This window comes from Atopomonas hussainii (assembly GCF_900109735.1).
Lineage (GTDB): Bacteria > Pseudomonadota > Gammaproteobacteria > Pseudomonadales > Pseudomonadaceae > Atopomonas > Atopomonas hussainii.
Genome location: NZ_FOAS01000002.1, coordinates 303612 through 315477 on the forward strand (window position 1 = coordinate 303612; position 11866 = coordinate 315477).

The 11866-nt window shown below is 59.3% G+C and carries 11 protein-coding genes; 7 read left to right on the forward strand and 4 right to left on the reverse strand.

The genetic code is table 11. The features are described 5' to 3' along the window. The first annotated feature begins 72 nt into the window (after window positions 1–72). The 4 genes from BMX80_RS03050 (at window position 73) to BMX80_RS03065 (ending at window position 5004) form a co-directional block, all read left to right on the forward strand. Entirely contained in the window at window positions 73–1005 is a 933-nt protein-coding gene (locus tag BMX80_RS03050) for a lipase family alpha/beta hydrolase (protein WP_074864936.1), read from the forward strand. 154 nt (window positions 1006–1159) lie between these two features. Continuing rightward, window positions 1160–2089 (forward strand): lipase family alpha/beta hydrolase, encoded by a 930-nt coding sequence (locus tag BMX80_RS03055; RefSeq protein ID WP_074864939.1) that lies wholly within the window; start codon window positions 1160–1162, stop codon window positions 2087–2089. Window positions 2090–2163: 74 nt separating this feature from the next. Next, window positions 2164–3228: a lipase secretion chaperone gene (locus tag BMX80_RS03060; protein WP_074864942.1), complete on the forward strand. Its 1065-nt coding sequence runs from the start codon at window positions 2164–2166 to the stop codon at window positions 3226–3228. 15 nt (window positions 3229–3243) lie between these two features. After that, entirely contained in the window at window positions 3244–5004 is a 1761-nt protein-coding gene (locus tag BMX80_RS03065) for a hybrid sensor histidine kinase/response regulator (protein ID WP_074864945.1), read from the forward strand. Here BMX80_RS03065 and BMX80_RS03070 read toward each other — a convergent pair. The 3 genes from BMX80_RS03070 to BMX80_RS03080 form a co-directional block, all read right to left on the reverse strand. Next, window positions 5001–5621: a response regulator gene (locus BMX80_RS03070; RefSeq protein ID WP_071871185.1), complete on the reverse strand. Its 621-nt coding sequence runs from the start codon at window positions 5619–5621 to the stop codon at window positions 5001–5003. The two genes, BMX80_RS03065 and BMX80_RS03070, sit on opposite strands and share 4 nt — an antisense overlap. A 95-nt stretch (window positions 5622–5716) precedes the next feature. Next, window positions 5717–6193 (reverse strand): hypothetical protein, encoded by a 477-nt coding sequence (locus BMX80_RS03075; protein ID WP_074864948.1) that lies wholly within the window; start codon window positions 6191–6193, stop codon window positions 5717–5719. Between the two features lie 219 nt (window positions 6194–6412). Further along, window positions 6413–7267, reverse strand: coding sequence for a sulfurtransferase (locus BMX80_RS03080; protein ID WP_074864952.1), 855 nt, complete (start codon window positions 7265–7267; stop codon window positions 6413–6415). 95 nt (window positions 7268–7362) lie between these two features. Between BMX80_RS03080 and BMX80_RS03085 the strand changes: the two genes are divergently transcribed. Further along, a complete protein-coding gene (locus BMX80_RS03085) occupies window positions 7363–8088 on the forward strand; it encodes a lysophospholipid acyltransferase family protein (protein WP_074864955.1) in 726 nt (241 codons plus the stop codon). Window positions 8089–8155: 67 nt separating this feature from the next. On the opposite strand, the gene BMX80_RS03090 is transcribed toward BMX80_RS03085, so the two are convergent. After that, window positions 8156–9235, reverse strand: a complete 1080-nt coding sequence (locus BMX80_RS03090) for an SMP-30/gluconolactonase/LRE family protein (RefSeq protein WP_074864958.1) — start codon at window positions 9233–9235, stop codon at window positions 8156–8158. Between the two features lie 228 nt (window positions 9236–9463). Between BMX80_RS03090 and rnd the strand changes: the two genes are divergently transcribed. Both rnd and BMX80_RS03100 read left to right on the forward strand, forming a co-directional pair. After that, on the forward strand, window positions 9464–10594 hold the full coding sequence (rnd, locus tag BMX80_RS03095; RefSeq protein WP_074864962.1) for a ribonuclease D: 1131 nt from the start codon (window positions 9464–9466) through the stop codon (window positions 10592–10594). Next, window positions 10591–10890, forward strand: coding sequence for a YcgL domain-containing protein (locus BMX80_RS03100; protein WP_071871194.1), 300 nt, complete (start codon window positions 10591–10593; stop codon window positions 10888–10890). Before rnd ends, BMX80_RS03100 begins: the two co-directional genes overlap by 4 nt. Window positions 10891–11866 lie beyond the last annotated feature (976 nt).

An 11866-nucleotide genomic window follows, 5' to 3' on the forward strand; every position in this document is an offset into this window, starting at 1 on the left:
TTTGTCGCGGGTGTCCAACCAAAGGTTGGGCCGCCGTACCCACAACAACAAGAACAAAACGGAGGCAAACACATGCGTTACTGGCTGGCTGCAGGTCTTACTGCTCTATCTCTGCTTAACGCTCCGCTGACTCAAGCGGGCACGTATACCCAAACCAAATATCCCATTGTGCTGGTGCATGGCGTCAGCGGCTTTGATTCGGTGGGCAGTTTGATTGGTTATTTCCACACCATTCCTTGGAACCTTGAGCGTGACGGCGCCCGGGTTCACGTTGCCAGCGTGGCAGCGTTCAACGACAGCGAAAAGCGCGGCGCCGAACTGGCCAAGCAAATCGTGCCGTGGGCGCAAGCTGGCGGCGGCAAGGTCAATCTAATCGGTCACAGCCAAGGCTCGCCGACTTCCCGCGTAGCAGCTTCGCTGCGTCCGGATCTGGTGGCTTCGGTGACTTCGGTTAACGGCGTGAATAAAGGTTCGCGCGTGGCCGACGTGATCAGCGGCGCTTTGCCAGCGGGCAGCTGGATTGAAGGCGGCGCGGCGGCGATTGCCAATGCCTTTGGCGGCTTTATCAACCTGATTTCCGGGGCGAGCCACCAGCAGAGCGCCTTGGCTGCGTTGAAAACCCTGACTACTGCAGGCAGCACCTCGCTGACCAGTCGTCACCCATGGGGCGTTAACACCAGCAGCTCTTGCGCTAAATCCACCGAAGTACACAACGTGCGTGGCAACACCATTCGTTACTACTCGTGGACCGGTGACAACAGCGGCACCAACATCCTCGACTTGTCTGATCCGTTCCTGAACATCACTGGTTTAGTGTTCTGGGGCCACGACAAGAGCGATGGTTTAGTAGGCGTGTGCGCTACCTACTTGGGGCAAGTGATCGGTGATGCTTACCACATGAACCATGCCGATGCGGTGAACCACTTGTTGGGCCTGCGCGGCTGGACTGACCCGGTCAGCCTGTACCGTCAGCAAGCTAACCGCTTGAAAGGTAAGGGGCTTTAAGCGTTATCAGGTGGCATAGCCAACCTTTGTTGGGCGCGGGGTGCGGTTCACCCGTCTGGGTGATGTGGCGCTACGGCAGTCTTCCTAGACTCGTCGCAGGCTTTAGGCAGTGCCTCACCCCCGCAATAAACACAACAATGGGAAGCCTCACCTTATGCGTTACCTCACCTGCGTTACCCTGGCTTTGGCCAGTTTGCTGAGCCTGAGCACCGCTCAGGCCGGCACTTACACTCAAACCAAGTACCCCATCGTGTTGGTGCACGGCATTGCCGGCTTCGACAGCATTGGCGGCTTGGTGGATTACTTCTTCACTGTGCCGTGGAACTTGCAGCGCGATGGCGCCCGCGTTCATGTCGCCAGTGTGGCGGCGTTTAACAACAGCTATCAGCGCGGCATTGAATTGGCCATGCAGATTGCACCGTGGGCGCAAGCCGGCGGCGGCAAGGTCAATATCATTGGCCATAGCCAAGGCTCGCCGACGGCACGTATCGCCATGGCCATGCGCCCGGAGCTGGTCGCCTCGATCACCTCGGTGGATGGCGTCAATCATGGCTCTAAAGTCGCTGATGTGGTGCTGGGGATTGCCCCACCGGGCAGCTTGCCGCAAGGCGGTATGAATGCCTTAGTGAACGCCGTGGGCAAGATTATCAACGGGGTTTCTGGGGCCAATCATCCGCAGAGCTTTACGCAGTCTTTAGTGACCCTGTCAAGCCCGGAAAGCGCGGCGATCAACGCCACGCATCCGTGGGGCGTGGGTGACTACGCCAGCTGCACCAGTGGCGCAGAAGTCGAGAATGTTTATGGCCACAACGTGCAGTTCTTCTCGTGGTCGGGGCGTTCGCGTTTTACTAACCCGTTTGACCCGCTGGACTACTTTTTTGCCACCGCTGGCAGTGTGTTCGGCAGTGAGTCGAGCGATGCCATGGTGGGCACCTGCTCAACCTTGCTTGGCAAAGTGATTGGTACTCAGTACGCCATGAACCATGGTGACGCGATCAACCACCTGCTGGGCTTGCGTGGCTGGACTAACCCGGTGAGCCTGTACCGACAACAGGCTAACCGCTTAAAAAATCGCGGCTTGTAAACAGGCCGGCAAAGCGTCACCGCGCCACCGGCTTGTCCGGTGGCGTTGTGCTTAGGATCTGCTTAGGAGGCAATATGCAACGTGCGGTATGGATTGGCGGCTGCGCCGCTGCAGTACTCAGCAGTGCCTTAGTGCTGTATTGGCAATGGCCTGCGCCCGCGCCGGTGGCGGTGTTACCGGCTCCGGTGTTGTCGGCGCCGAACATCAGCCCCGCGCCCGTGGCGCCTGCACCGGTGGCGGTAGCCCCAGCGCGTAGCAAGAGTGCAGCGATTGTGCCGGGCATGGCCGATACCGAAGTCGATGGCGCGTTGACGGTGGATGCCGCCGGCAATCTGGTGCTCGATTTGGCCGTGCGCGATTACCTCGACTACTTCTTAAGCGCCGCCGATCAAGCCGGCATCGACGCTGCCGTAGACAGCATGCTCGCCGATGCCCGGTTACGTTTGCAGGAGCCGGCCTTGGGGCAGTTTGTTAGCCTGTTAGGCGATTACTTGGCGTACAAAGAAGCCAGCATCGCACTGCTCAGCCAGCCGTTAACCGCGCAGCAGCAAGCCAGCAGCGCAGGCCAGCTAGATGCCCTCAAGCAGGGCATGAGCATGCTCGATAACTTGCGCCGCAGTCACTTCAGCCCGGCAGCGCACAGCGCCTTGTTTGGTGCTGAAGAAGCCTATGCCGAATACACCCTAGGCGTCATGGCGCTGCAGCAACGCAGCGATCTGAGCGACACGCAAAAGCAGCAGGCCGAGCAACAGTTGCGCGCCAGCCTGCCGCAATCCATGCAGTCTACCCATGCCCAGCAAGCCCAAGACATGGCCGTGCAAACCCGTACCCGCGAGCTGTTTGCCGCCAATGCGCCTGAGGCAGAAGTGCGCCAATATCTGGCCCAGCATTACGATGCGCCGACGGTGGAGCTGCTGGTTAAAGAGCAGCGTGCCGAGCAGCAATGGAGCAGCCAATACCAACAATACCGTGACGAGCTAAGCCGCTTGCGCAGTTCGGGCTTGGCCGCGCAAGATCAGGCCAAAGAACAACAACGGCTGCGCCAGCAGTGGTTCCCGGAGGAACAATGGCACAAGGTCGAAACCTATGATGCGTTTAACGATCAGTCTGCTGAGGGCAGCGCCAGCCCGGCGTCATAACCTAGCGGCCGGGCCATGCTAAGCCCGACCTTGCACAGCCAAGAGCGCGCGCTGCTGCAGCAACAGCAGCGCGGCTATGTCGGCTTACGCTTTCACTGGCCTGCCCTAGAGCAGGAGTTCGACCGTTACCGCTTGCAGCGCTCGCAGCGCCAACTGCCGTGGGTATTTGGCAGCGTGCTGTTCTTTATGCTCGCCTACGCGCTGCTGGATTTTCTGATGACCCCGCTGGGCTGGCTGACCTTGCCGATACGTGTGTCGGCACTGGTCTTGTTAATGCTCGGCTATCCCTTGATTGCCGGACGGCAACTAGCGCCGAAGATCGCTTGGTTGGCCTACGGTGCGGCGTACGCCGTGTGTGGCCTGTCCATTATCGCGGTGATCTACATCAATATCAGCCGTGGGGTGAACCTGCCCTATGACGGCATGTTCCTGCTGTTTTGCTACGGCTACTTCATGTTGGGTTTGCCGTGGCGAATGACCTTGCTGTTGTCGTGGGGCCAATTTGCCGTGTTTATCGGTTTGGGTTGGTGGCTGGGGGTGCCGTTGGATGTGCTCAGCTATCAAGGCTTGTTCTTAGGCTGTGTGAACTTGATCGGCAGTTTTGGCAGTTATCTGCTCGAGCACAGCCAGCGCAGTGCATGGCTGAACTTAAGCCTGTTGGAAATCGCCCGCAGCCAAGCCGAAGGTGAAGATGCCCGTAAGCTGCGCTTATTGGCCGCAGCCAGTCACGACTTGCGCCAGCCGCTCAATGCCATGGGCCTGTATGCCGAGCACTTGGCCGAATTGCATACCGATGCGCCCACTCAGCAGCTCACCCAGCGCCTGCGTGAATCAGTCGGGCAGCTAGGGCGCATGTTGCAGTCATTGCTGGACTTCACCCGCTTAACCTTGCCAGGGCAAATCAGCGTGCAGCGTGCACCACTGGAGCTACGCAGTTTTCTCGCCCGCCTGCTGCACGAGCATGAAGGGCAAGCGCAAGGCACTGAGCTACGCCTGGATTGCCCAGAGCCAATCTGGGTGACCACCGATGCGGCCTTGCTAGAGCGCTTGTTGCGCAACCTGTTAAGTAACGCCTTGCGCCACGCCGATGCCAGCTTGCTGCTGTTATCGGCATACCCAGCCGCCGGTGAACAAGTGGAGATCCGCGTGCGTGATGATGGCCGAGGCTTAAGCGCTCAAGAGCAGGCCTTAGTGTTTGAAGAGTTCCGGCAGCTGGATAACCCCGGCCGTTTAGCCGAGCGCGGCTTGGGTTTGGGTTTGGCCATCGTGCAGCAGCTGGCGCAATTGCTGGGGCACAGTTTGCAGCTTGATTCTGCGCCGGGGGAGGGCAGCTGTTTTCGCCTGTGGCTGCCGGCCAATCTAGCTCCGCCGGTGGATGCCGAAGGCGCTCCCGCGCCGAGCAATAGCCTCACCGGGCGCGTGTTGGTGATTGAAGATGATCAAGCCGGGCGCGACGCCTTAGCCGGTCTATTGCAGCGCTGGGGGTTGGACGTGCAAGCCTGTGCCGATCTAAGCCAAGCGCAGCAAGCGTTAGCCAACGGGCCTGTGGATGTGCTGATCAGCGATCTGCGTTTGGGCTTAGCGCAAGATGGTTTGCAAGTGTTGGAGTTGCTTCGTGAGCAAGCGCAGCACATGTTGCCGGCCTTACTGATGACGGCGGAGGTTACCCCGGCCTTGGTGGAGCGTGCTGCTTTGGCGCACATCCCTGTGCTGGCTAAACCGGTATTGCCGGCGCGTTTACGCCAGGCCTTGGTGCGGGTGTTGGCGCAGGCTTAAAGCCAGCCGCGCTCGCGGGCGGCGTTCACGCAGGCGGTGCGGTTGTGCACATCAAGTAACTGAAACAAGGTTTTCAGGTGCGTCTTGATGGTGTCTTCGGAGATATTCAGCTGACGGCTGATCAGCTTGTTAGACAGCCCCTCGGCAAGCAGCAGAAGAATCTCGCGTTGCCGTGGCGTTGGCCCTTCGCCGCTGGTCAGCGTCGCCGGTGCCGGCAGACTCTCACCGAGTAACAGGCGGGCAACTTGCTCGCGCAGCACATTGCCGTCAGCACTTTTGGAGATAAACCCCAAGGCGCCGGCTTTTAAGGCTTGCTGAATGTCGTGCCCCGAGTCGCTGGCACTGAGCATGGCCACCGGGCTGGCAATCTGCTGTTGCTGCCAGTCGCGCAGCACAGTTAGGCCAGACTCGTCGGGCAAGTTCAGGTCGAGCAAAATCAGGTCGTAATCTTTTTGCTGTTGCAGCGTGCGGGCTTGCGCAGCGCTTTGTGCCGTGTCGATCTGTGTGCTGCTGGTGAGCTCGCGCAAGGCCAGCGCCAAACCGTCGAGGTAGATGCGGTGATCGTCCACCAACAGCAGCAACAGCTGCGGCGGCAGAGCCGTGTGCAGGGTTGTCATAGGTGAGCTTAGTTTTTGTTGTTGTAGTGCTCACAGTGTAGCGACTTGCAGGAGCTTGGTCAGCCAATAAAGGTGACTGGCGTTTGTTTTGTGACTCAGGCAGCTAGATTGGTCATCGGCAGTCCCGCCATCACGCGCATAAACTGACGTGGCTCAGCCGTCGGGGCAAACACTTTGCACCACGTGTGCGCCAAACTGGGCAAATCGGCGTTGAGTGCTGGTACTCGGGCGGCGCGCACCACTTGCATCCAAGCAATCGCGCAGGCGTAGCGCAGGTTCACGCAAAGCTCAAGATCGGGGTTTTCCAAGAAGGCATGTTGGCTGGCAAGGCCGCGAATGCGGCTGGCTAAGTCGGGGTCGTGAGCGAGAAAGCCATCCCACAGTGCGCGATGTTGCTCGCTAGACAACTGCCACAAGCCAAAGTGTTGAAACAGCCCCGGATGCTCACCTAATTGCGACTGACACGCCGCGCTGCCTAACAGCAGGGCTTCGGCACTGCTGGAGCAGACGTCGAGGTATTTCAGGGTAGGGCGAATGACTTCACGGATTAGAACGTCGGCAGACACTCCCATAGCTCCTCCAAGAGCGCCGGTGGGGCGTGTGCTGGCAGGCTTTATTGTGCATTGTGCTGCCCCACCGGGAGCGTGGTTACACGCTCAATTTCACGTTAAGTCATATAAGTCGTTTGTAACAGGCTGTTTTTAAACTGATTTTTCCTTTTGATTTAAGCCTATATAGCGAATCAGAATTATCACCAAACGATAAAGCGCCGATGGCGACAAGCCGGCCGTTCAGTCGCCTTGCGCCACCGGGCGTGTGGGGTCGGTAATCCATTCGCTCCACGAGCCGGCATACAACTTAGGCAGGGCAAGCCCCGCTAAGGCAAACGCGGCGAGGTTATGGCAAGCCGTCACGCCCGAGCCGCAGTAGCACACCGTGTCGCTGGGATTAAAAGCAGCCAAGCGCTTTTGCAGTGCTGCTGGGCTTAGCCAGAAGCCGTCGGCATCGAGGTTGTCGGTAAAGGGTAAGCACTGCGCGGTGGGGATGTGCCCAGCAACTGGGTCGAGCGGCTCCACATCACCACGAAAGCGCGGCAGCGCGCGGGCATCCAGCAGGGTTGGTGCGCTCTCGGTTTGCAGGGCTTGGTTAAGCGCCGCTGCATCCATCAGCCAATCGGTTTGCGGCTGGCCTAGGAAGCTGCCAGTTTCCGTGCTGGGCAGCGCTTGTGTGAGTCCCAAGCCAGCCTTGCGCCATGCGTTAAGACCGCCGTCGAGCATGTACAGTCGGCTTTTGCCTTGCCACGCCAGCAGCCACCACAGGCGGCTGGCAAACGCGCCGGGGCCGTCATCGTAAAGCACTACATGGCTGTCGGGGTGCATACCAAGACGAGCAAACAGTTGGTTGAGCTGGGTTTGACTGGGCAGCGGGTGGCGACCGGTTTGCCCAGCAATCACCGCACTGGAAAGATCGCGGTCTAAGTGCGCATAGTGGCTGCCGGGAATATGCCCTTGTTGATAGTCGCGTTCGCCGCGTTGTGGGTCTTCCAGACTAAAACGGCAGTCCACCACCACCCAGTCGGCGCTGGGCAAATGTTTGGCCAGTTGCGCGGCGGTGACCAATTGCAGCAAGGGCTGGGGAGTTTGCATGGCACTTTCCTGTGTCGTCAGCGGGGTGGGGAACATCCTAACCCTATTGTGAGTCACAGCGGCAGGCGCAGAGTCGCCCGTTTAAGGAGCAAAACATGGCGCGCAGTGCCGGGTATTGGCAACGACAATGGGTTAAAGCAGCGTCGGTGGTGTACACCGTACTCTGCTGTATGCGGGTGATTGTGCTGAGCTGGTTTGGCCGCATTAGCCAAGCACAGGCCGATGCCGCCATGCGCGGTTGGGCGCAGGTGATTATTCGCCTCAGCCAGATTCGCTGGCGCGTGCACGGCGAAGCGCCGGACTTTACCAATGGCCGCCGTTACATGCTGATGTGCAACCATTCCAGTCATTACGACATTCCCATGAGCTTGGTCGCGGTGCCCGGCTCGGTGCGTATGTTGGCGAAGAAAGAGCTGTACAAGATCCCTTTCTTTGGCCGCGCGATTCGCGCCTGCGGTAACCCAGCAATCGACCGCGAGAATCGCCAGCAAGCCAAGCGCGATTTGGATAAAGCCAAGGCGCTGATGGAGCAGGGCATTGTCTTGTGGATGTCGCCCGAGGGTACCCGCTCGCCGGATGGCCAGCTGCAATCATTAAAGCGCGGCGGCTTTTTACTCGCCGCCGAAACCGAGGCGATCATAGTGCCGGTGGTGATTAAGGGCGTGCACAAGGTGCTGCCCGCCGGCACCCGCGAGCTGAATTTGGGCCAAGAGGTGGATGTGTTTATCGGTCAGCCCTTGGACAGTCGCGATTATCCCGGCCGCGCCTATCGTCAGCTGATGCAGCAGGTAGAAACGCAAATGCGCGAGCTGCTGGACTAATCCTTAGACAGAATAAAAAACGCCCCGTGGCTGTCAGTAGCCACGGGGCGTTTTTGTTGCGGTGTGTTTATTGCGGATTGGCTTTAAGCGGGTTGGGCAGGCGACCAATACGGTCGTTATCCAGCGAGCCGAAGTACAGGTCATCGCCCACCGGCTTCACCGAGGTAATCATGCGCAGGTGCGTGCCAGAGGTGTCGTGCAGGCTGTGGATGATTTCGCCTTGCTCGTTTAAGGCAATCGCAAAGCCGTATTTCTCAGCCTTCGGCCAGAAGGCGCGCGGCAGTTTAGCCAGCTGGTTTTTCAGCCACGGATGGCGATGCAAGAAGTCGGCATCGGCTTTGCGCGGCGTCGGCAGGGCTACCCAGAAAGTGCCGGCACGGTCGCCTTGCAGGTTGTCGGGTAGGCCCGGCAGGTTGTCGATAAACACGTCGCTTTCGCCCATGCGCTCGCCCTTCAGCCAGTAGCGGGTGATTCGGTAGCGGTAGGTTTCGTTCACCAGCACAAAGTCTTCGTCTTGTGACAGCGCCACGCCGTTGGCGAAGTACAGACCATCGAGGAGCACAGTGGTGCTCTGGTCGGCGGGGTTGTACATCAGCAAGCGGCCATGCGGGCGCGCTTCGAGCAGGTCGAGCAGGTAATCCGGCTGGTTGAATTTGCTGGAGGCGTCGGAGAAGTAAATCTTGCCGTCGCTGGCGATATCCAAGTCATCGGTAAAGGCGAAGGGCGTGCCGTTGGCTTCTTGCGTCAGCACGCGGATTTCACCTTGCGGGTTGATCGACAGCAGGCCTTTCCACGCATCGGCGACGATCAGGCTGCCCTGCGCATCGAAGTCCATCCCCAGCGGACGGCCGCCAGTATTCACCCAATCGCTCACTTCGCCGGCGGCGTTGATCTGCACAATGCGCCCGTCATGCAGCGCGGCGTGCAGCACGCCTTGGCTGTCCATGGCGGTGTCTTCGGGGCCGTGAATTTGCCCTTGGGCAATCAGCTCGGCCTTCATCAGCGTGTCGTTGGGTTCGAGCACGCCGGTGGCCTCCGGTGCTTTCGGAGCTTCCCAGCGCGCCGCATCAATAGGGCTTTGGGTAAAGGTTAAGTAACCGGCGGGAATTAACAGCAACACCCCGAGGTAAGCGAGCAAGCGCAGCATGGCAACATCCTTGAACAAATTTATTCTTATGGTCTGCAAACACCGTTGCGCGCTGAGCAGCGCCACGGTTTGCCTGTGTGGCAAGGTTAAGTAGGCAGCAGGCCAAGGGCAAGCGTGTGGCGGATTAAATCAGTGCCGGTGAGGCGAGTCTGTATAATCGCCGCTTTTTTGCCAAATGCCGCGTTTGCGACAAAGCTTGCACAAAGCGTGACTGCAAGGAGAGACCCCGTGGCCGACACGGATATCCGCTGGATTACCGACGATCAAGGCCTGCGCGAAGCCTGCGCCCACTGGCAACAACAGCCGGTGCTGGCGCTGGATACCGAATTTATGCGCACCGAAACCTTCTACCCCGAGGCCGGGCTGATTCAGCTTAGCGACGGGCAAACGGTGTGGCTGCTCGACCCGCTGCCTATCACCACTTGGCAACCGTTTGCGCAGTGGTTAGAAAGCCCCAACACGCTCAAGGTGCTGCACTCGTGCAGCGAAGACCTCGAAGTGCTGCAGCGTCTGTGCGCCGCCTTGCCAACGCCTTTGTTTGATACCCAACTAGCGGCGGCGTTTTTAGGCCTTGGTCACTCCATGGGCTATGCACGGTTAGTACACGAAGTACTCGGGCTGGAACTGCCTAAAGGCGAGACGCGCTCCGACTGGCTGCAGCGCCCGCTCAGCGAGATGCAAATTCGCTACGCCGCCGAAGACACCTTGCACTTATTCGAGCTGTACCAAGCCTTAGAGGCACGTTTAGACGCCACCAAGCGCGGCTGGTTGCTGGATGACTGCGCCGAACAAATCGCCGCTGCACGATTAAGCAAAGACCCACGCGAAGCCTATCTGGATGTAAAGCTGGCGTGGAAGCTACGTCCGCAGCAGCTCGCTGTGCTGCGCGAGTTATGTGCCTGGCGCGAAACCGAAGCACGGCGCCGCAACGTAGCGCGTAACCGCTTGCTGCGCGAACGCTCGCTGTGGCCGCTGGCGCGTTTTCAGCCCGATAACCTCGTGGCGCTGGCGCGCATCGAAGACATGCACCCGCGCACCGTGCGCCAAGATGGCGAAACCCTGTTGCAGTTGATGGCCGCCGGTAAAGCCGTGCCGCAAAGTGACTGGCCAGAAACCCCAGAGCCACCGATGGGCCCCGAGGTGAGCGCGGTGCTCAAGCGCCTGCGCAATATCGGCAAGGAGAAAGCCGAGCAACTGGCGATGGCGCCGGAAATTATGCTGCGCAAGAAAGCCCTCGAAGCCTTGCTGCGCAGTGGTTACAAAGATGGCGATTACCGCCTGCCAGACGACTTTAACGGCTGGCGTAAAGAACTCTTCGGTGAGCAACTGCTGGCCGAACTGAACGGGGAACCGGCATGAGCGACAAACGCATCATTTCTATCTTCAAAACCCGCAAGAAGAATGAAATGTACCTCTATGTAGACAAGCGCGAAGGCGTGGCCAAAGTGCCCGAGGCGCTACTCAAGGTGTTTGGCACGCCCATTCATGTGATGGACATGCTGCTCACTGCCGAGCGTCAGTTAGCGCGTGAAGACAGCCGTGTGGTGTTGGATAACATCGCTGGGCAGGGTTTTCACCTGCAAATGCCGCCGGGGGAGGAGGAGTACATTGAGCACCTGCCGGAGGAGTTGTTGCGGATGAATGATCCGCTGTGATGCTTGGATAACGCTCGGATAATTACCAACCGACTAGCCAAGCTATTTACTGCGTGTGACGAACCCTCTTGTTTCGCCCTTCCCGGGCGAGTCACTTTTGGCAGTCGCGCCAAAAGTAACCAAAAGCGCTTGCCCCTGCTATCCGGTCCAGCTGCGCTGGATGCCTTCGCTCCGGCAGTCTTCCGTGGGGCCACGGCGAAGGGCTATCCCTAGCCCATCGCCGCTTGCGCCGCATCCCTGCGGCTTACCCCACTACAGCCAGCCTACGCTCAGCCGAATAAAAGGGGCGGTTGGTGCAGGCCGGACCTTTTGCAGTAATGTTTTTAAACGCATTTAGACTCAGAACTCGCCGAAGTTACCGGCAAGGGGGCAATGCACATTGAGTCGTGGCGGGTGGATGCGATGAGTTTTGCTGTCAAGCTGGTTGCTGAGCGTGACGAACCCACTTGTTTCGCCCTTCCCGGGCGAGTCACTTTTGGCAGTCGCGCCAAAAGTAACCAAAAGCGCTTGCCCCTGCTATCCGGTCCAGCTGCGCTGGATACCTTCGCTCCGGCAGGCTTACGCGGGGCCACGGCGAAGGGCTATCCCTAGCCCATCGCCGCTTGCGCCGCATCCCTGCGGCTTACCCCACTACAGCCAGCCTGCACTCAGCCGGATAAAAGGGGCGACTGGTGCAAGTCGAACCACAAGTGATGGCTTCGCGAAGTGTTTCTTTTGTAGGTCAACTTGTTAACCGCCAAGCTATCGACCTGCACCAATGCCCCCTTCAGCAGGCCGAGTGGAAGGTTTCTGGAAGAGGTTAAGCGGCAGGGATGCCGCGCAAAGCCCGATGGGCCATGGATGGCCCTTCGGGCTGGGCCTCTGTAAGAAGCCTGTAGCGAGGGAACCCGGCGCAGCCGGGCCAATGGCGGGGGCCTGTTTCTTGTGCTTACTATTCTTTCGCAAAGAATAGTAAGTCGCCGGGAGGCGAAATCAG